The sequence below is a fragment of the Kitasatospora sp. NPDC054768 genome (assembly GCF_053612025.1).
Genome location: NZ_JBSHBN010000174.1, coordinates 1 through 19,399 on the forward strand (window position 1 = coordinate 1; position 19,399 = coordinate 19,399).

Genomic DNA, 19,399 nt, shown 5'->3' on the forward strand with positions numbered 1-19,399 from the left:
CCCCACCGCCGCCTCCTACCGCCCGCCCGCCCACATCAAGCGCCTCCTCTGACCCGCCAGCCCGTGTCCCCCCCCCGGCCCCCGCGTCCGACCCCGGGGCCCGGGCCCCGATCCCGGGCCCCGTGACCGGGACCCCGGGCGGCCGTACGGGGGTGACGGCCGCCCGGGGAGTCCGTGCGTCAGACGAGCCGCAGCACCAGCTTGCCGGTGTTCTCGCCCCGGAAGAGCATCCCCAAGGTCTCCGGGAAGTCGTCCACGGTGCCCTCCACCACCTGCTCCTTGACCTTGATCCGGCCCCCCGCGATCCAGCCGGCGAGCTCGGCGGCGGCCTCCGGGTACCGGCGGGCGTAGTCGAACACCACGAAGCCCTCCATCCGGGCCCGCCGCACCAGCAGGGACAGGTAGTTGGACGGGCCCTGCACGGCGCCCTCGTTGTTGTACTGGCTGATGGCGCCGCAGACCACCACCCGGGCGTGCATCGCCAGGCGGGTCAGCGCGGCGTCCAGGACGGGGCCGCCGACGTTGTCGAAGTAGACGTCGATGCCGTCCGGGGCGTGGGTGCGCAGGGCCTTGCGGACGTCCTCGGCGCGGTAGTCGATCGCGGCGTCGAAGCCCAGCTCGCCGGTGAGCAGCGCGCACTTCTCCGGGCCGCCGGCGATGCCCACCACCCGGCAGCCCTTCAGCTTGGCGATCTGGCCGACCAGGCTGCCGACCGCCCCGGCGGCGCCGGAGACGACGACGGTCTCGCCCTCCTTCAGCGCCCCGACCTCCAGCAGCCCGAAGTACGCCGTCATCCCGGGGATCCCGAGGGCGCCCAGGTACGTCGACAGCGGCGCGAGCGCGGGATCGACCGTGAGCGCGCCCTTCCCGTCCGAGACCGCGTACTCCTGCACCCCGAAGGCCCCGACCACGTGGTCCCCGACCCGGAACCCCGGGTGGTTCGACGCCACGACCTCCACCACCGAGCCGGCCCGCATCACCTCGCCCAGTCCCACCGGCGGCAGGTACGACGGCCGGTCGTCCAGCCATCCCCGCATCGCCGGATCCAGCGACACGTACCGCGTCCGCCCGAGGAACTCGCCCTCGCCCGGCTCCGGCACCGCCTCCTCCCCGTGCGTCCAGTCCTCCGGACGCACCTCCCCGAGCGGCCGGCTGGCAAGGCGGATCTGACGGTTGACTCCGGTGGCTCCGGCCATGACGTCTCCTGGGGCGCTCGGGCTCGACGGCTGAACGCGCCCGATTCTAAGCAAGCGCTTGTTCAATTGGCCAGAGCGGGACATCGCTGGAGAGCGACCAGGCTTCGCCCCGTGGAGACCGAGATCATCGAGGGGGCCACCGTCCCGGTGACGCACTCCTGGGCGCACCAGAGCACCGTCGACCTGCTCCGGCAGCAGCTCGCCCCGGTCCTGCGGCCGAGCGGCCTGTGCTCCGGTTCCGGCGATCTGGCCCTGCCGGGCACGGCGGACCGCTACGTGCCCGACCTGGCCGTCGTGCCGACCGAACTGGCCGGACACGACGGGGCGTTGACGCCCGATCGGACGCTGCTGGTGGTCGAGGCGACCGAGCCTTCCAGCGCCGACACCGACCGGACGGTGAAGCGCCGGCGCTACGCCCAGTTCGGTGCGCCGCTCTACCTCCTGGTGGACCGGCAGGAGCGGGCCTGCACGCTGTTCTCCCAACCCGGCGCGCTCGGCTGGACCCGGGTCGAGGGGCCGCACCCGTTCGGGGTGCCGGTGCGACTGCCCGAGCCGTTCGAACTCGACCTCGACACCAGCGAGTTCTGAGTCAGTACCGGCCCGCGAGGTGGCCGTAGCCGCCGGCCGTCCAGACGATGCGGCGGAACTCCGGGAGGCTGAGGGCGGCCGTCGGCACGCCGGTGGGCGCGCCGGTGGTGGGCGGGAAGTGGGCGGTGCCGCAGCGGGCGCAGTACCAGGCCTGGGCCCAGAGGTGTTCGGCCCGGGGCCGGCCGGCGAGTTCGCGGTCGGCGGAGGCGCGGAGCGCGGCCGCGGTGACGAGAAGGACGGTTCCGGCGATGACGGCGACCACCGGGATCACCACGGGGATCTCGAAGGCGTGGTGGTCCCGGACCGGCGCGGCGAAGGCGGGCGCGTCGTCGTCGAACTGCCGGGCGAAGTTCCCGGCGAAGAAGGTGAAGAAGGCGATCACGAGGGCGACGGCGCCCAGCACCGTCGCCGCGCGGCCGGGTGGCTGGTCCCGGATCGGGACGGGTGCCAGGGCGCGGGCGAGGTCGGAGACGACCTCGCGGGTCCGATGGTCGCCGCTCCCCTGCGAGGGCCGGGTGGTGACCCGCGTCCTCCCCGTGTGGTACACGGCCGGGACGCCGCGGACCTGGTCGGTGAGCCCGCAGTTCGGACAGGGGTGCAGGGCGGGCGGCGGCGGTACGGGTGCGGCGTGGTAGGGCCCCATCGCGGTCTCCCCCCGGGGTGGCGTCCGGCCGGGGTGGCCGTCCGTCCGTACCGGCTTGGGACGCCGTGCCGGACGCGGTGGTTGCGGCCGACTCCCGCTGCCTGTCCGCCTGTTGCGGACAGGGACAGGGACAGGGACAGGGGCAGGGGCAGGGACAGGGCCAGGGACAGGGGTAGGGCCGGGCGGGTCAGCCCTCGGCGGGCGTCGGCTGCGGACGCCAGCCGAGGGCGGGCCCGAGCCGGGTCGCCAGGTCGGTGAGGATCTGTACGTAGTCCTCGTGTTCGAAGGTGAACGGCAGGGCGAAGGCGACCTCGTCCACCTCGCGGTAGCCGGCGTGGGCGTGCAGCCGTTCGACGAGTTCCTCGGTCGTCCCGACCAGGTCGGGGGCGAACAGCAGCCGGGCCGGGCCCTGCGGGGCGAGGGTGCGCGGGGTGCGGGCGAGGGCGTAGGCCCGGTACTTGGCGCGCTGCTCGGGGGTGGCGCTGTCGGTGGGGATGACCACCAGGCCGTGGGAGACCCGGGCGCGCTCGCCGTCGGGGTGGCGCTCGCGGAAGGCGCGGATCTGGGCGGCCTGGATGGCGGCGAAGTCGAGCGGGCCCTCCTCGCTCTCCGGCTTCACCACGCTGCTGGTGAGCAGGTTGAGCCCCTGCTCGCCGGCCCAGCGGGCCGAGCGCAGGCTGCCGGCGCCGTACCAGAGCCGGGACGCCAGGCCGGGGGAGTGCGGCTGGACGCGGCGGGAGTACACCTCGATGCCCTCGGTGCCGGCGAAGTCGGAGGCGTCCTCGCCGCGGACCAGGGCGAGCAGCCGTTCGGCGCGCCGGGGGCTGAAGTCCTCCTGCTCGCCGGTGTCCGGGTAGAGCGTGCCGCGCACCTGCTCGTAGTGGGTGGGCGGGCCGACGCTGAAGCCGGGGTTGAGCCGGCCGCCGGAGAGCACGTCCACGGTGGCCAGGTCCTCGGCGAGCCGCAGCGGGTTCTCCCAGCCGAGCGGGGTGACGGCGGTGCCGAGCTGGATGCGGCTGGTGCGCTGGGTGGCGGCGGCGAGGACGGCGATCGGGGAGGAGATGCCGTACTGGAGGTGGCGGTGGCGCAGCCAGGCGCTGTCGAAGCCGAGCCGCTCGCCGAGGGCGATGAGGTCGAGGGTGGACTCGTGGCCGCGGCGGGGGTCCGCCTCGTCGAAGAGCCCGATGGTCAGGAAGCCGAGTTTCCGCAGCGGGCGAGGGGTCGGCGACATGGTGGGCTCCGCGGGGGTGAGGGGCGGCCGGGTGAGGGCCGGTCGAGATGGTGCGTTTCGAACGTAAGCGGCCGCCGCGCCGTCCGACAAGATCGACGCACGATCCGGTCACCGGCCCGCAACACGGCGCAACGCGGGTGTCACGTGCGGCGGCTCCCACCCCGGTGGGCAGGGTGGGAGCCGCCGCGATCCGGGTCGCGCCCGGGCTGTGCTCGGGTCGCGTCCTGGCCGCCTCCGGGGGCTGTCAGCAGCTGCGCAGCTCCGGGCTCTGGTTGCGGATCTGGTTGTGCAGCGAGGTGAACTCGCGGTACGCCGCGCCGTCCTCGGCGCCGGGGCGGAAGGCGCCGACGCGGTGGCAGTTGACGAAGGCGAGCTTCACCCCGAAGTGGCTCTCCAGGCTGCCCCGGATCGCGTTGCTGGCGAGCGCGCGCAGCAGCTGGGCGCGCTGCTCGTCGCTGGGCGTGGTGTTGTCGGTGGTGAACTCCTCCTGGCCGGTGGCGAGTTCGGTGCTGAGCCCGGACACGACCTGGTAGGCGTACGGGAGGGAGGTGCGGACGGTGTCGAGGAAGTCGGCCTCGTCCACGCGGCCCTGGTGGGCCTGGGCGAGGAGGGCGGGGGAGACGTCGAGCGACATGGAGGTCCTCTTTCGGGGATGCGTGGGCTTCGACCGGTGGCGGGCGGCGGTGACCGGCGGAACGGGCAGCGCTCACCCGCACCGGTTATCGAAGATGAAAACCATTGCAAGAAAGACTCTCCCGGTCACCCCGACGCCCTGTCAAGCGCCGCCCCCCGAAGGACTGACGGCCGGCGGCACCGGCAGGTGGCCGACCTTGATGACGAACACCGCGATCGTCACCGCCAGTGCCGCGAAGACCAGGCCCATCTGGAACGCGCTGGCGATGCCGTGCACCAGCACCTGCGAGGAGTACGGCGCCGGGAGCCGGCCGGTGGCCCGGAACTGGGCGAGCTGCTGCGGGGTGGCCTGCCGCAGGAATGCCCCGGCCTGCTGCCGGGCCTCGTTGCGGCTGGCCGTGCCGAACACCGTGACCAGGATCGACAGGCCGAGCGAGCCGCCCACCTGCTGGGTGGTGTTGAGCATGCCGGTGGCCGCGCCGGTCTCGTGCGGGGCGACGTGGGAGACGGCGGTCAGCATCACCGGGACGAAGATCGAGCCCATGCCGAAGCCGAACAGCAGGGTCGGGCCGAGGATGCCGCCGACGTAGGTGCTGTCGATGTCGATCTGCGTCGCCCAGACCACCCCGCTCAGCACCAGCAGCGAGCCGGTCACCAGGAAGGGCTTGGGGCCCCAGCGCAGCTGGTTGCGGGCGGCGAACTGGGCGGCGGCGATGATCGCCACGCTGATCGGCAGGAACGCGAAGCCGGCCCGCAGCGGGCTGAAGCCGAGGATCTCCTGCACGAACAGGGTGATGAAGAAGAAGATGCTGAACATCGTCGCGGCCACGCAGAGCATCAGCCCGTACGCGCCCGAGCGGTTGCGGTCGCGGAACAGGTGCAGCGGGGTGATCGGCTGCGGCACCCGCCGCTCGTTGAACAGGAACGCGACCAGCAGCGCGGCGGCGAGGCTGAAGGCGGTCAGCGTCACGGGGTCCGTCCAGCCGTGGTCGGAGGCACGGATGAAGCCGTACACCAGCGAGACCATGGCCGCCGTGGCGGTGAAGGCGCCGGTCAGGTCGAAACGCCCGGGGTGGCGCTCGGACTCGTTGATGTACAGCGGCGCCAGCAGTGCGATCGCGATGCCGATCGGCACATTGACGAAGAACACCCAGCGCCAGGACAGCCAGGAGGTCAGCATGCCGCCGAGAATCAGCCCGATCGCGCCACCGGCCCCGGCCACGGCCGAGAACACCCCGAAGGCCCGGTTGCGCTCCGGGCCCTCCTTGAAGTTGGTGGCGATCAGCGCCAGCGCGGTCGGCGAGGCGATGGCGCCGCCCAGGCCCTGGAGCGCCCGGGCCGCCAGCAGCCAGGCCGAGGACTGCGCGACGCCGCCGAGCAGCGAGGCCAGGCTGAACACCAGCACGCCGACCATGAACACCCGCCGCCGCCCGAGGATGTCGCCGGCCCGCCCGCCGAGCAGCAGCAGCCCGCCGAAGGTGAGCGTGTAGGCGTTGATCACCCAGGACAGTTCGGTGGTGTTGAACCCCAGCGCCGACTGGATGTGCGGCAGTGCGATGTTCACGATCGTGATGTCCAGGACGACCATCAGCTGTGTCGCCGCGATGACGGTGAGAGCGATCCCCGGGTGCTGGCCCCGACGTGCGGTCGCGGGCGAAGCCTCGGCCAGGGCGCGCGAGGTGGCCATGGCGGTCCCCCAAATGGGTTCGAGGGTGAACGGCGGGCAGGGGGCGGATTCGTTCACCACTACCGACGGTATCCCCGGGGCATAGGGAACACAATCGTTCATTACGGACATGCTCATGCTGCCCGGTCGCCACCTGGCGTGCCTGCGCGACTGCGGCCGCGTGGTGGCGGTGCCGGTGGGGCGCCGCACCCGGTACGAGCTCGCCGACGAGCGGCTCGGGCACGCGCTGGACGACCTGCGCACCGCCGTGGTCGCCGACGCCGACGACCGCACCCGCACCGAGGCCGACGAGAAGGGCCGCTGCTGCGCGCCCGCCGGGCTCACCCCGCCGCCCGGCAGGGAGTCGGACGCCTGCGGCTGCCGGCCGGGCTGCGACTGCTGCTGAACACCCAGGTGATCCACGCGTCCGTGGCCGTGCGGGCGCGCGGATCCGGGGCTCGGATCAGGTGAGCGGTCCGGTGGACCGCGGTGTCGCGGCGGCGGACGGGAGGGCCGACGGCGAGGCGGCCGGCTGCCGGCCGCCGCAGGTGCCCGTGGAGTACAGGTCGTTGGAGGTCCGCTGCATCGCGGCGGGGTCGGACAGGTCGTACCGGTTGATCGAGGTGGCGAACTGCCGCTTTCCGGTGACCTCGCCGACCAGCAGGGTGTTGTAGCCGGGGATGCCGCCGCTGTGTCCCCAGAACTCGCCGCAGGGCGTGGTCATCCGCTGGAGTCCGAGCCCGTAGCCGACGGCCTCGCCCGGGCCGCTGGTGCGCTTCATCTCGGCGAGTTCGGCCGGGCCGAGCAGTTGCCCGCCGAGCAGGGCGGAGATGAAGCGGGTGAGATCCGCGGTGGTGGAGATGCCCGCCCCGGCCGAGGATGCCATCGACGGGTTGAGCAGCGTCACGTCGGCGGGGCCGGTGGCGAGCTTGTAGTAGCCGTGCGCGTGCGAGCCGGGAATGAAGGGCGAGTCGATGGGCATCGAGGTGCCCGTCAGACCCAGCGGCCGGATGATGCGGCGGTCCACCTCCTGCGCCCAACTGCGGCCGGTGAGGCGCTCGATGATCATGCCGACGAGCACGTAGTCGGTGTTGGAGTAGTGCCAGCCCTGTCCGGGGGCGAAGTACGGCGGGTACTTGTCGGCGATGTCCACGAGCTGCTGCGGTCGGTAGGACGTCCAGCGCCCACCCGCCAGCCACTGCCGCAGCGTCGCCTCGTTGCCGGCGTCGAACGCCGGGTCCTCGGTGAAGTCGTGGATGCCGCTGGTGTGGTTGAGCAGTTGGCGCACGGTGATGCCGGCGCCGTTCCGCACCACGCCCGGCAGGCGGCTCTCGACGGAGTCGTCGAGGCCGAGTCGGTGTTCCGCGACGAGCTGGAGGACCACCGTCGCGACGAAGGTCTTGGTGACGCTGCCGATCCGGAACCGGCCGTCCGGATCGGCGGGGGCGCCGGTGGCCAGGTCGGCCACGCCGGCCGCACCCTTCCAGGCCGTGGAGCCGTTCTCCCGGACACGGGCCAGCGTCGCCGCTGCGCCGCCCTCCCGCACCATGGCCCGGACCACCGCGTCCAGGGCCGCCCCGTCCGCTTTCCGTGCCCCGTCCGCTGTACGCGCCCCGCCCGCCGCCACCCGGTAGGGCGCCGCCGGGGCGTCCGTCGCGCCGGCGGCCGGAGCCGAGGTCGCCAGCAGGCCCGCGCCGGCGAGTACGACGACCGCCGACCGCCCGGCCGTGCCCCGCCACCGCCGACCCTTCGATCCGATCCTCCGAAGCCTCGGATCCGCCGCCCCGTCCGCCATGCCGTCCTCCTGAATCCGACCGACGAATGCCATCAACATCCGTTTCAACAAAGACAGTTGACACAGTGCCAGGCGGTCGCGACGCGAGGCGTCCGCCTCAGGTCCGGGGCATGTCCGCCCCGGGGTCCATCTTCCCGCCCGTGGAACTCCACCTCAGGTCGAAGGCCGCCCCCGAGGGATCCCTGAGGCCTCGGCGGATCGAGCGACCAGCGACGTGGGACGTGGGGCGTGGGACGTCGAGCTCATGCCTCGCCGGTCGGGGAGGCCGGGAAGGAGCCGGGCCGGTTCGAAGCGGCGCCGAAAACCGTCCCGAAGGCCGTGGATTCACCCCGTGCCCAGGATGCGGGGACAGGGCGGGTGGGACGACTGGAGACACCTTTGCGGGACAGTTTTTCCGATGGATTCCTTACGCGGCTGGCACACGACACACATCCGGTGGACCTGATGTGTCTCTATCTGCTGCACGGTTCGGTCGAACGGATCCCCGGCCTGTTGGTCGATCGGGAGATGCTGTCGTTCGAGTATCTGAGTCGGCGTGTCCGTACTGAGAACCGCTCCAGCCACGGCGACGCGGACCTGTTCTCGCTCTGGATCAGGACGAAGGTCCGAGGGCGGCTGTACGGCTTGGAGTTCAGGGTCTATTTTCATCGCCGGTGAGCCCTGTGGGCGCCACGATGCGGAAGTGCTTCGTGAACTGACGGACGCCGCCCGGCCGTTCATCGGCCCCGCCGGACCCACCGCGAGGGAGGCCCCGCCGGGTGCCCTGCAGTCGGCCGTGCGCACCCCACCTGGGGCGCCGCGGACCCCGCGACATCAAAACGTAACGTCTCCGTGAGAAGTCGTCGGGCGTAAAGTCTTCCCCAACTCCTGCCCAATCTGGCATGTTTCCTTCAATTCCTGTGCGATCCCCCTCACGCACGGGCCGATTAGGAGGACACGTGTCACCCCTGATATCCCGGCGGCTCGGCCGCCCGGCCGCAGCCCTCGCCGTGCTCTCGGCCATGGCGCTCGCCACCCCCACCGCGTTCGCGACCGCCGCCACCACGACCACCACCCCCACCGTCCCCGGTGCCGTCTCCGCGCCCGCCGCCCAGGCCCCCGCCGCCCAGGCCCCCGCCGCCGCGGGCACCGCGGCCGGCTGGGCCGCCGGCACCCGCGCCTACCTGGTGATCAGCGCCCCCGCCGACATCGCCGCCGCCAAGACCGCCGTCGCCGCCAAGGGCGGTACGGTCTTCGCGAGTTACGACGCGATCGGCGTCATCGTCGCCCACTCCACCAGCGCCGGCTTCGCCGCCGAGCTGCGGACCGTCACCGGCATCCAGCAGGTCGGCGCGACCCGCACCTCCGACGTGCCCGCCGACGCGTACAACCCGGCCCTGCCCGCCAACCCCGCCCAGGCGGCCACCACGCTCACCGAGTCCAACCGCTGGGACATGACCCAGATCAAGGCCGACCAGGCCTGGAACGTCACCACCGGCTCCCCGTCCGTCAAGGTCGGCGTGCTCGACACCGGCGTGGACGACCAGCACCAGGACCTCGCACCGAACTTCGACGCCGCCGACTCGGCCTCCTGCGCCTACGGCAAGCCCGACACCCGTACCGGCGCCTGGCGCGACGTGGACACCCACGGCACCCACGTCGCCGGCACCATCGCGGCCGCGAAGAACGGCAAGGGCGTCATCGGCGTCGCACCGGGCGTGAAGATCGCCTCGGTCCGGATCGCCGAGCCGACCAGCACCCTCTTCTACGCCGAGAACACCGTCTGCGGCTTCGTCTGGGCCGGCGACCACGGCTTCAAGGTCACCAACAACAGCTACTACACCGACCCCTGGCAGTTCAACTGCCCGAACGACCTCGACCAGGCGGCCATCATCGAGGGCGTCAAGCGCGCCCAGGAGTACGCCGAGGGCAAGGGCTCGCTGCAGGTCGCGGCGGCCGGCAACTCCAACTACGACCTGGCCAACAAGACCACCGACAGCGAGAGCCCGAACGACTCCACCAAGGTCACCCGGACCATCAGCAACGCCTGCCTCGACATCCCCACCGAACTCCCCGGCGTGGTGACCGTCGCTGCCACGGGCAGCGGCAGCGGCAAGGCCTCCTACTCCAACTTCGGCCGGGGCGTCATCGACGTCGCGGCGCCCGGCGGCGACGGCGCCACCGGCGTCTACTCGACCCTGCCCGGCGGCAAGTACGGCACCAAGAGCGGCACCTCGATGGCCTCCCCGCACGTCACCGGGGTGGCCGCGCTGATCGCGAGCACCAACCCGTCGCTCACCCCGGCGGACATCCGGGCCCGGCTGGCGAGCCAGGCCAACGACCTGGCCTGCCCCGCCTCCGACAGCCGCTGCACCGGCACCACCGCCGTCAACGGCTTCTTCGGCGAGGGCCAGGTCGACGCGCTGAAGGCGGTCGGCGGTGCCACCCCGCCCACCGGCACGTACGTCGAGAACACCGCCGACGTGGCGATCCCCGACAACACCACGGTGGAGAGCCCGATCACCGTCACCGGCGTCAGCGGCAACGCCCCGGCGGCGCTCAAGGTCGGCGTGGACATCAAGCACACCTACCGCGGCGACCTCGTCCTCTCCCTGGTCGCGCCCGACGGCACGGTCTACCTCCTGGAGGACTTCCCGAACAGCGACAGCACCGACAACGTCGCCAAGACCTACACCGTCAACGCCGCCGCGAGTGCGGCGAACGGCACCTGGAAGCTCCGGGTGAAGGACGGCGCCTCCGGCGACACCGGCACGATCGACGCCTGGAACCTCACCTTCTGAACCTCCTGACCCCGCCGTTCCCCCGGCCGCCCGACGCCCGAGCGCGTCGGGCGGCCGGATCGCGTGCGGGACGCCGACCACCACCGGGGCGGCGTGCCCGGCGATCCCGTGGCTGCCCGGGCCTTCGCCGGGTACGGCGGCTGTCGCAGGCACCGACCGGGCGGGCGGAGGCCCGCGTCGGGCTACTCCGGGACGAGTACCGCGACGCCCGTCACGCGGTCCGCGGCGAGGTCCGCGAGCGCCGCGTCGGCACGGCGCAGGGGGTAGCGGCTGACGTGGACCACCGGGCGGGTGCGGGCCGCCTCGGCCAGGAAGGCCAGCCCGTCGGCGCGGGTGTTGGCGGTGACGCTGCGCAGGGTGCGTTCCTGGAAGAGGTGTCGCCGGTAGTTCAGCTCCGGGATGTCGGTGAGGTGGATGCCGGCCACGGCGAGCGTGCCGCCGCGGTCCAGCGCGGTGAGGGCGACGGGCACGAGTTCGCCGACCGGTGCGAACAGGATGGCGGCGTCCAGCGGTTGCGGGGGCGGGTCGTAGGAGTCGCCGGCGAAGACGGCGCCGAGGTCCAGCGCCAGCCGGCGGGCCGCCGCGGCCCGGGTGAACACGGCCACCCGGGCGCCCCGGGCGAGGGCGATCTGGGCGGTCAGGTGCGCGGACGCGCCGAAGCCGTAGATGCCGAGCAGCCCGCCCGCCGGGAGTTCGGCCCGTTCCAGGGCCCGGTAGCCGATGATCCCGGCGCACAGCAGCGGGGCCAGCTCCTCGGCGGGCGGGCCCTCGGGCAGCCGGTAGGCGAAGCGGGCGTCCGCGGTGAGGTGTCCGGCGTAGCCGCCGTGCCGGTCCCAGCCGGTGTAGCGCGACGCGGGGCAGAGGTTCTCCCGCCCGCTGCGGCAGTACCCGCAGCTGCCGCAGGTCCGGGCCAGCCAGGCCACCCCGGTCCGGTCCCCGACGGCGAAGCCCTCGACCCCGGCCCCCGCCGCCAGCACGCGCCCGACCACCTCGTGCCCGGGCGTGCACCGGGCCAGCCTGGGGGAGAGGTCCCCCTCCGCGAGGTGCAGGTCGGTGCGGCACACCCCGCAGGCCTCCACCTCGACCAGGACCTCCTGCGGGCCGGGCGCGCCCAGCGGCCGCCGCTCCCGGACCAGTGGGCCCGGCCCCGGCCCGCCGACCGGCCCGGGGCGCTCCACCGCCCAGGCCCAGGTCTCCGCCGGTAGGGGTCGCGTGCTGCTCATCGCCGTCTCCTGCCGCTCGGCCTGCGGGGTCGGTGCGCGCCCGGGGTCAAGTTTCCCGCTCCGCGGCGGCCACCGCGTGCTCGACGGCGGAGAAGCCCTCCGGGGAGGGTGGCGATCCGGTCAGCCCCAGTACCCCGTGTGCACGGCGGTGGCCTCCTCGAAGAGGTGCGGGCCGGAGACCTCCACGGTGCCGCCGCCGGCTGCGAAGACCTGGCGGCAGGGCAGGTCGAGCACCGGCTCGTCCGGGTCCACTCCCGCGATGGCGTTCAGCTCGGTGGCGGCGAGCGCGTAGACGACCTTCCGGATGCCGCTCCAGTGGATCGCGCCGGCGCACATCGCGCACGGCTCGGTGCTGCTGTACAGGACGGTCGCGGAGAGCTGGTGCGGGGCCAGGGTGCGGCAGGCCTGGCGGACCAGGTTGGTCTCCGCGTGCGCCGTGACGTCGTGGTCGGTCAGCACGGTGTTCTCGGCCGTGAGCAGGACGCCTCCGGACGCGTCGGTCAGCAGCGCGCCGAAGGGGTGGTTGCCGTGGGCGCGGGCGGAGGCGGCGAGTTCGATGGCCGCGAGCAGGTGCGGGCGGGTGAGGTCGGTCATCGGCGTACTCCTCGGGGGCGGACCGGACGGGGTGACAGGGGCAGGGCCAGGGCGTACGGCGGACAAGGGCGGGGCGCAGAAGGGCGGATGGCGTCAGCCACCGTAGCCGCCCCCGTCCGGAGTGCGGATCTCGTCGGCGTCCTCGGCCGCCACCAGGCAGCGGATGCGTGACAGGAGGGCCGCGCGCACGACAACCGGCTCTGTCGGCCTCCACGGCCCGCCCCCGACGCCCCGGCGGGCGCTGCCTCGGACGGTCGCACCGGCGGTGCGTGCGTGCGGTGCCACTACTTCGCCAGGAAGGCGAGCAGCGCCGCGTTGACCTCCTCGGCATGGGTCCAGAGCAGGCCGTGCGGCGCGCCCTCGACCTCCACGTACTCGGCGGAGGGCAGCGCCCGGTGGAAGGGGCGCCCGGTGCTGTCGATCGGCAGGATGCGGTCGGCGGTCCCGTGCAGGATCAGGGCCGGCACGTCGATGCGCGGGATGTCGGCCCGGAAGTCCGTGTACCAGGTGGACGGCGCCGCGGCGGCGGCGAAGAAGCCGCCGCTCGCCGCGACGTTCCAGCTGTTGCGGACGGCCTCCGCGCTGATCCTGCTCCCGAGGTTCTCGTCGAGGTTGTAGAAGTCCCGGTAGAAGGCGGTGTAGTAGGCGTAGCGGTCGGCCTTCACGGCGGCGACGATCCCGTCGAAGAAGTCCTTCGGACCGGCCCCCTCCGGGTTGTCGTCGGTCTTCAGCAGGCAGGGCTCCAGGGAGCCCAGGAAGGCGGCCTTGGCGATGCGGCCGGAGCCGTACCGGGACAGGTAGCGGGCGACCTCCCCGGTGCCCATCGAGAAGCCGACCAGCACGGCGTCCCGCAGGTCGAGGGTCTCCAGCACGGTGTGGAGGTCGGCGGCGAAGGTGTCGTAGTCGTAGCCGGTGGTGGGCTGGGAGGACTGTCCGAAGCCGCGCCGGTCGTAGGTGATCACCCGGTGGCCGGCGTCCAGCAGCGCGGCGCTCTGCCGCTCCCAGGAGTGCCCGTCGAGTGGGAACCCGTGGATGAGGACGACCGGCTGCCCGGAGCCGTGGTCCTCGTAGTAGAGGTCGATGGGGGTGGAGTTCTCCTGGCCGACGGTGATGTACGGCATGGTGTCCGGTGTTCCTCTCGTCATGGGGCCCGGACGATGACCACGGGGCAGGCGGCGTGCTGCGCGCAGTGGGTGCTCACCGAGCCGAGCAGGGTGCGGGTGAAGCCGCCGCGGCCGTGGCTGCCGACCACCAGCAGCTCGGCGCCCCGGGCCGCGTCCAGGAGGACGTCGGAGGGGTCGCCCATGACCATCGTCTGGCGGACCCGCACCCGGGAGTCCTCGCCGAGCACGGTGTGCAGTTCCTCGGCGAACCGCCGTTCGGCCAGCTCCCGGTCGAAGGTGCTGTCGACCACGGGCGCCGACCAGCCGAAGTGGCTGGGGGGTTCCCAGGCGCCGACCGCGTCCACCACGCCGCCGATCAGCGTGGCGTGCCGGGCCGCCCAGCGCAGCGCGGCGTACGACGACGGCGAGCCGTCGACGCCGACCACGACGCGGGGAGCGGAGTCGTTCGCGTTCATCTGCACCGTCCCTGGCCGGCCGTCCTGCGGATCGTCGCCCCCCGACCACGGTGCTGGTCGCCGGGCGGCGCCGCCACCACGGCCCGGCACCCGGGTGACGGCCGACGGCCGGGCGGGTACCGTCGGTGGCCGCCGAGCGCCCGTGACCGGGGCGCGGCCGTGGTGAGAGCGGGGGAGGACGGGCGCGCGAGGCCCACGTCGCCTCCTCCTGCGTGACCGACCTGCTGGCGCGCTTCCCGGAACTCCTGGCGGACGAGCCGCAGGTCGAGTTCACCGACGTGGTGACGGCCTTCGCCCGGCTACCGCCCGCAGGGCCGCGTGGGCCCGGCACGGCCTCAGGCCCGGACGCCCAGCTGGGCCAGCAGGGTCGCGTTGTCCTCGATGTGCCAGTCCTCGGTGATCTGGTCGGTCCCGACGTGCTGGATGTCGATGGCGTTGAACTCGATGTTCTGGCCCTGCCCCCGCACGCCGTCGAAGGTGCCGGTGAAGTGGCCGCGGAAGACCAGTCGGGCGGTGATCCTGTCACCGCTGATCAGGAGGTCGGACAGCTCGCAGGTCAGGTCCGGCACCGCGGCGCGGAAGTTCGTCGAGGCGAAGGCCGGCCCGGCGGGGCCCTGCGGGCGGCCCGGCGGCAGCGTGTTGTCCCGGAACTGCGGGCTGATCGCCGCGTCCAGGTAGCGCTGCTGCCCGGTGTTCCAGAACGTGTACAACTGCTGGGCCAGGTGGACCTCCTGGGCGGCGCGCCGGGCGCCGATCGAGCGGTCCGCGGTGAGCGCCTTCGGCTGGACGAGGCCGGGCGAACGGTCGATCAGGCGCTGCGGCCAGTCGCGTGCGGAGTCGTGGTGGCCGCTGTCGTGGACGGGGGCGGCCGCGGCGGTGCCGCCCGCCAGGCCGGCCACCGCCGCGAGGACGGCGGCGGTACGGATCGGGGTGCGCGAGCGCATGGGAACAGCTCCTCGGTTCGGGGGGGCACGCCGGCGGTTCGGGGCGTGCGGGGGTGGTCGGCCGGTCGGAAGCCCGACCGGCCGGGGTGGGGGAACCATGCCGCCGGAGCGGGCCCGGCAGCCCGGCGGGTCAGGCGAGTCGGCCGCCGCCGTCGACGTGCAGCACCGTGCCGGTGACGTACGGGTTGTCGATGGCGTAGCGGACGGCCTTGACCAGGTCCTCCGGGGTGCCGACGCGCCGGGCCGGGTTGCGCTCGGCGACCCCGCGCAGGAACGCGTCCTTGTCGGCGCCCAGGCCGTCCCAGGAGCCGGTGTCGACGATGCCGGGGGAGACGGCGTTGACCCGGACCGGCGCGATCTCCACCGCCAGCGCCTGCACCAGGAAGGCCAGCGCGCCGTTGGTGGTGGCCATCACCGTGCGCGCGGGCGCCGGGCGCCACGCGGCCACACCGGAGAAGAAGGTGAACGAACCGCTCTCGGAGACCTGACCGACCAGGTGCTTGGCCAGCAGCAGCGGGCCGATCACCTTCGCCGCGAACGCCCGCTGCACGTCGGCCGCTTCGAGTTCCCGCAGCGGGCCGTTGGCCGGCATCGCGGCGGTCGAGACCAGGTGGTCGAAGCGGCCTGCCCGGGCGGCGAAGGCGGCGATCGACGCCTCGTCGGCGATGTCCAGGGCGATCACCTCGGACGGTCCGGACAGCTCGCCGGCCGTCCACTCCAGCTTGCGCGGGTCGGGGCCGGCCAGCACCAGGGAGGCGCCGGCCGCCGAGGCGGACTTGGCGACGGCCCGCCCGGTGCGCGAACCGGCACCGACCACGACGAGCCGCTGCCCCTGGAGGGAGGTGGTGTCGGACATGGTGGAACTCCTTCGGATGATCGGGGAACCGGCCGCCCGCTGCTTCCCGCGGCGGCCGCACCACGACCCTCTCCCGACCAGCACTGATGAGTCCAAGGCTTGTTTTCTACCTCGGCGATAAAATCTGTTCATGGCAACGCCGACGCTCAGACAGCTCGAATACCTGGCGACCGTGGTCGACACCGGATCGTTCACCCGTGCGGCCGAACAGCTGCACGTCACCCAGCCCGCGCTGTCCCACCAGATCCGCGCCCTGGAGGGCGCCCTCGGCGGCCCGCTGCTGGAGCGCCTGCCGCGCTCGGTGCGGCTCACCCCGATGGGCCGGGCGGTCCTGCCGCACGCCCGCGCCGCACTCGCCGAGGCCGAGCGGCTGCAGGCTGCGGCCCGCCGCTCGGCCGGCCTGGAGGAGGGCGAACTGGAGGTCGCCGTCGTCTACTCCGTCAGCCTCGGCATCCTGCCGCCCGTGCTGCGGGAGTGGCGCCGCCGTCACCCCGGCGTGCGGATCCGGCTGCGCGAGTACCCCCACACCGACGCGCTCCGGGAGGCCATGGCCGCGGGCCGCGCCGACCTCGCCATCGGCCCGGCGCCGAGCGGCTGGGAGGGGCCGATCCGGGAGCTCGGCGTCGAGGAGTTCACCGTCGTCCTGCCCGCCGACGACCCGCTGGCCGACCGCCCCGCCGGGACCGTCGCCCTCACCGAACTCGCCGACCGCGACTGGGTCCACTACGCCCCCGACAACGGCCTCGCCGACCTGCTCGACCAGGTCTGCGCCCGGGCGGGCTTCCACCCCCGGGCGGCGATCCGTGCCGAACAGACCTCGGCCGCCCCGCTGCTGGCCGCGGCCGGGCTCGGCCCCGCCCTGGTGCCCGCCAACATCGTCCCGGCCCACTTCGAGGGCGCCCTGCTGCGCCCGGACCCGCCGGTCCTGCGCATCCTCACCGCCTACACCCGCACCCGCCCCGATCCGCTCACCGTGGCCTTCGCCGACCTGCTGGCCCGTCAGGCCCGGGTCGACCCCGTGGTCTCCGGCCGGTCGGCCGAGGCCGACGGGGCGCTCACCTGAGGCCCGACCCCGGCGGTGGAACGCGCGCCCGAGCTCCGATCGGGCGCTGTGGCGCGTCAGCGCGCGGCGCCGCCGACCGGCTCGTGCTCGTCGTCCGCGTCCTGCGGGTCGACGGCGTCGCTGAGGCCCAGGCGCAGGTGCTCGATGTGGTAGACGGCCTGGTCGAGCAGTGCGGCGACGTGGTTGTCGTAGAGCGCGTAGACGACCTGTCGGCCGTTGCGGCGGCCGATGACCAGGCCGAGGTTGCGCAGCAGGCGCAGCTGGTGGGAGCAGGCGGACTGCTCCAGGCCGACCTCGGCGGCGAGTTCGGTGGCCGCGCAGGGGCCCTCGCGCAGCCGGGAGAGGATCAGCAGCCGGGAGGGCGTGGCGAGGGCTTGCAGGGTGGTGGCCACCCGGGCAGCGCTGGTCGCGTCCAGGCGCGTGTGCGGGACGGCGGTGGCGGGGGTGGCTCCATGACCCATGCGGGCCATCCTACAACTCATAGATGAACGAGCCTTCATATGTTCATGTATCGTGAACGAGTCAACGGCCCCGCCCTGCCCAGGCCTGCCCGAAGGGTCCCCCCGCCATGTCCACCACCACCCTGACCGGGCGTTCCGCGCCCCCGGCCGCGCCACGCCCGGACACCGCACCCGGACGGCGCACCCGGGTGCTGTCGCTGCCCGAGGCCCGCTGGGCCGCCGCCGCGACGGCGCTCTTCCTGATCGCCCTGCCGCTCCAGCTGACCGGCGCCCCCGCCTGGGCCTGGGGCCCGCTGTACGCCCTCGCGTACGCCACCGGCGGCTGGGAGCCCGCCTGGGCCGGGCTCCAGGCGCTGCGGGAGAAGACCCTCGACGTCGACCTGCTGATGATCGTGGCCGCGCTCGGCGCCGCCGCCGTCGGGCAGGTCATGGACGGCGCGCTGCTGATCGTCATCTTCGCCACCTCCGGCGCCCTGGAGGCGCTGGCCACCGCCCGCACCGCCGACTCGGTGCGCGGACTGCTCGACCTCGCCCCGGCCACCGCCACCCGGCTGCTGCCCGACGGCGGCGAGGAGACCGTGCCCACCGAGGAGCTCGCCGTCGGCGACACCGTGCTGGTGCGGCCCGGTGAGCGGATCGGCGCCGACGGGCGGGTGCTCGACGGCGCGAGCGAGGTGGACCAGGCCACCATCACCGGCGAGCCGCTGCCCGTCGTCAAGGAGACCGGCGACGAGGTGTTCGCCGGGACCCTCAACGGCACCGGGGCGCTGCGGCTGCGGGTCGAGCGGGACGCCTCGGACACCGTGATCGCCCGGATCGTCCAGCTGGTCGAGGAGGCCTCCGGGACCAAGGCACCCACCCAGCTGTTCATCGAGAAGGTCGAGCAGCGCTACTCGCTCGGCATGGTGGCCGCCACCCTCGCGGTCTTCGCGGTCCCGCTGGCCTTCGGCGCGGCCTTCACCGGCTCCCTGCTGCGCGCGATGACCTTCATGATCGTCGCCTCCCCGTGCGCGGTGGTGCTGGCCACCATGCCGCCCCTGCTCTCCGCCATCGCCAACGCCGGACGGCACGGCGTCCTGATCAAGTCCGCCGTCGTGATGGAGCGTCTGGGCCAGGTCGACGCCGTCGCACTGGACAAGACCGGCACCCTCACCGAGGGCACTCCGCGCCTCACCGACCTCCGGCCGCTCACCGGCTCCGGCCTCTCCGAGGAACGGCTGCTGGCGCTGGCGGCCGCGGCCGAGCACCCCAGCGAGCACCCGCTGGCCCGCGCCGTCGTCGACGCCGCCCGCACCCGCGGCCTGACCCCGGCCGTCGCCGAGGACTTCACCTCCACCCCCGGCGTCGGGGTCACCGCCACCGTCGACGGCCGGGTCCTCGCGGTCGGCGCGCCGGCCCGGCTGATCCTGGGGCGCACCGACGCGGCCTCCGTCGAAGCCGCCGCGCTGGCCGCGGAGTTGGAGGAGGGCGGGCGCACCGCCGTCCTGGTCGAGGCGGACGGCGTACCGGTCGGCGTGCTCGGCCTCGCCGACCGGCTGCGCCCGGACGCCGCCGCCACCGTCGCGTCCCTCAAGGCGATGACCGGCACCGCGCCGATGCTGCTCACCGGCGACAACCCGCGCGCCGCCGCCCACTTGGCCGCCGAGGTCGGCATCACCGACGTCCGGGCCGGACTGCTGCCGCAGGACAAGGTCGCCGCCGTCCGGGAGCGGGAGGCGGCCGGACGCAAGGTGCTGGTGATCGGCGACGGCGTCAACGACGCGCCCGCGCTGGCCGCCGCCCACACCGGCCTCGCGATGGGCCGGGCCGGCTCCGACCTCGCCCTGGAGACCGCCGACGCGGTGATCGTCCGCGACGAACTCGCCACCGTCCCGGCCGTGGTGGCGCTCTCCCGGCGGGCCCGCTCCTTCGTGGTGCAGAACCTGGTGATCGCCTCGGCGTTCATCACCGTCCTGGTGGTCTGGGACCTGGTCGCCACCCTCCCGCTGCCGCTGGGTGTGCTCGGCCACGAGGGCTCGACCGTCATCGTCGGCCTCAACGGCCTGCGGCTGCTGCGCGAGAGCGCCTGGAGCGGGGCCCGGGGATAGCGGGAAGGTGTTCGACTGAACGGTTCTGCACGGAACTTCAGCGAGGGGGCGGGGTCCGAC

At 73.8% G+C, this 19,399-nt stretch carries 18 protein-coding genes and 1 pseudogene; 6 read left to right on the forward strand and 13 right to left on the reverse strand.

Features of this window, described 5'->3' with window-relative positions; all coding sequences use genetic code 11:
- Nucleotides 1-179: 179 nt before the first annotated feature.
- Nucleotides 180-1,196, reverse strand: a complete 1,017-nt coding sequence (locus ACWGKU_RS34670; protein WP_452180275.1) for an NADP-dependent oxidoreductase — start codon at nt 1,194-1,196, stop codon at nt 180-182.
- A gap of 111 nt (nt 1,197-1,307) precedes the next feature.
- Between ACWGKU_RS34670 and ACWGKU_RS34675 the strand changes: the two genes are divergently transcribed.
- Nucleotides 1,308-1,784: a Uma2 family endonuclease gene (locus ACWGKU_RS34675; protein ID WP_452180274.1), complete on the forward strand. Its 477-nt coding sequence runs from the start codon at nt 1,308-1,310 to the stop codon at nt 1,782-1,784.
- 1 nt (nt 1,785) lies between these two features.
- Here the strand turns inward: ACWGKU_RS34675 and ACWGKU_RS34680 are convergent, their stop codons facing one another.
- From ACWGKU_RS34680 to ACWGKU_RS34695, 4 genes are all read right to left on the reverse strand, one after another.
- Complete coding sequence (locus ACWGKU_RS34680; RefSeq protein WP_452191699.1) at nt 1,786-2,427, reverse strand: hypothetical protein; 642 nt, start codon at nt 2,425-2,427, stop codon at nt 1,786-1,788.
- Between the two features lie 187 nt (nt 2,428-2,614).
- Nucleotides 2,615-3,658: an LLM class flavin-dependent oxidoreductase gene (locus ACWGKU_RS34685; protein ID WP_452180540.1), complete on the reverse strand. Its 1,044-nt coding sequence runs from the start codon at nt 3,656-3,658 to the stop codon at nt 2,615-2,617.
- A gap of 244 nt (nt 3,659-3,902) precedes the next feature.
- A complete protein-coding gene (locus ACWGKU_RS34690; RefSeq protein WP_452180541.1) occupies nt 3,903-4,292 on the reverse strand; it encodes an SCO5389 family protein in 390 nt (129 codons plus the stop codon).
- Between the two features lie 141 nt (nt 4,293-4,433).
- Nucleotides 4,434-5,978 carry an MFS transporter gene (locus tag ACWGKU_RS34695; RefSeq protein WP_452180549.1) on the reverse strand — a complete coding sequence of 515 codons (1,545 nt, stop codon included), beginning with the start codon at nt 5,976-5,978 and terminating at the stop codon, nt 4,434-4,436.
- 130 nt (nt 5,979-6,108) lie between these two features.
- Between ACWGKU_RS34695 and ACWGKU_RS34700 the strand changes: the two are divergent.
- Nucleotides 6,109-6,282: pseudogene (locus ACWGKU_RS34700) on the forward strand (transcriptional regulator); the annotation flags it as partial.
- A 138-nt stretch (nt 6,283-6,420) separates the two neighbouring features.
- On the opposite strand, the gene ACWGKU_RS34705 reads toward ACWGKU_RS34700, so the two are convergent.
- Nucleotides 6,421-7,785 (reverse strand): serine hydrolase domain-containing protein, encoded by a 1,365-nt coding sequence (locus ACWGKU_RS34705; RefSeq protein ID WP_452180542.1) that lies wholly within the window; start codon nt 7,783-7,785, stop codon nt 6,421-6,423.
- Nucleotides 7,786-8,109: 324 nt separating this feature from the next.
- Here ACWGKU_RS34705 and ACWGKU_RS34710 point away from each other — a divergent pair, with 324 nt between their 5' ends.
- Nucleotides 8,110-8,409, forward strand: a complete 300-nt coding sequence (locus tag ACWGKU_RS34710) for a hypothetical protein (RefSeq protein WP_452180543.1) — start codon at nt 8,110-8,112, stop codon at nt 8,407-8,409.
- A 332-nt stretch (nt 8,410-8,741) separates the two neighbouring features.
- The gene (locus tag ACWGKU_RS34715; RefSeq protein WP_452180550.1) at nt 8,742-10,532 is read left to right on the forward strand and encodes a S8 family peptidase; all 1,791 of its coding nucleotides are present in this window, start codon (nt 8,742-8,744) and stop codon (nt 10,530-10,532) included.
- 182 nt (nt 10,533-10,714) lie between these two features.
- Here the strand turns inward: ACWGKU_RS34715 and ACWGKU_RS34720 are convergent, their stop codons facing one another.
- The 6 genes from ACWGKU_RS34720 to ACWGKU_RS34745 all read right to left on the reverse strand — a co-directional run bounded on the left by ACWGKU_RS34720 (nt 10,715) and on the right by ACWGKU_RS34745 (nt 15,728).
- Nucleotides 10,715-11,755 carry a zinc-binding alcohol dehydrogenase family protein gene (locus ACWGKU_RS34720; RefSeq protein ID WP_452180544.1) on the reverse strand — a complete coding sequence of 347 codons (1,041 nt, stop codon included), beginning with the start codon at nt 11,753-11,755 and terminating at the stop codon, nt 10,715-10,717.
- A 120-nt stretch (nt 11,756-11,875) separates the two neighbouring features.
- Nucleotides 11,876-12,349 (reverse strand): nucleoside deaminase, encoded by a 474-nt coding sequence (locus ACWGKU_RS34725; protein WP_380553917.1) that lies wholly within the window; start codon nt 12,347-12,349, stop codon nt 11,876-11,878.
- 284 nt (nt 12,350-12,633) lie between these two features.
- Entirely contained in the window at nt 12,634-13,470 is an 837-nt protein-coding gene (locus ACWGKU_RS34730; protein ID WP_452180551.1) for an alpha/beta fold hydrolase, read from the reverse strand.
- Nucleotides 13,471-13,490: 20 nt separating this feature from the next.
- Entirely contained in the window at nt 13,491-13,928 is a 438-nt protein-coding gene (locus ACWGKU_RS34735) for a universal stress protein (protein ID WP_452180545.1), read from the reverse strand.
- 335 nt (nt 13,929-14,263) lie between these two features.
- The gene (locus tag ACWGKU_RS34740) at nt 14,264-14,872 is read right to left on the reverse strand and encodes an ester cyclase (protein WP_452180546.1); all 609 of its coding nucleotides are present in this window, start codon (nt 14,870-14,872) and stop codon (nt 14,264-14,266) included.
- Between the two features lie 130 nt (nt 14,873-15,002).
- The gene (locus tag ACWGKU_RS34745) at nt 15,003-15,728 is read right to left on the reverse strand and encodes an SDR family oxidoreductase (protein WP_452180547.1); all 726 of its coding nucleotides are present in this window, start codon (nt 15,726-15,728) and stop codon (nt 15,003-15,005) included.
- A gap of 130 nt (nt 15,729-15,858) precedes the next feature.
- Here ACWGKU_RS34745 and ACWGKU_RS34750 point away from each other — a divergent pair, with 130 nt between their 5' ends.
- A complete protein-coding gene (locus ACWGKU_RS34750) occupies nt 15,859-16,791 on the forward strand; it encodes a LysR family transcriptional regulator (protein ID WP_401055273.1) in 933 nt (310 codons plus the stop codon).
- Between the two features lie 56 nt (nt 16,792-16,847).
- Here the strand turns inward: ACWGKU_RS34750 and ACWGKU_RS34755 are convergent, their stop codons facing one another.
- Nucleotides 16,848-17,252, reverse strand: coding sequence for an ArsR/SmtB family transcription factor (locus ACWGKU_RS34755; RefSeq protein WP_380352967.1), 405 nt, complete (start codon nt 17,250-17,252; stop codon nt 16,848-16,850).
- A 107-nt stretch (nt 17,253-17,359) separates the two neighbouring features.
- On the opposite strand from ACWGKU_RS34755, the gene ACWGKU_RS34760 reads away from it, so the two are divergent.
- Nucleotides 17,360-19,339 carry a heavy metal translocating P-type ATPase gene (locus tag ACWGKU_RS34760; protein WP_452180548.1) on the forward strand — a complete coding sequence of 660 codons (1,980 nt, stop codon included), beginning with the start codon at nt 17,360-17,362 and terminating at the stop codon, nt 19,337-19,339.
- Nucleotides 19,340-19,399 lie beyond the last annotated feature (60 nt).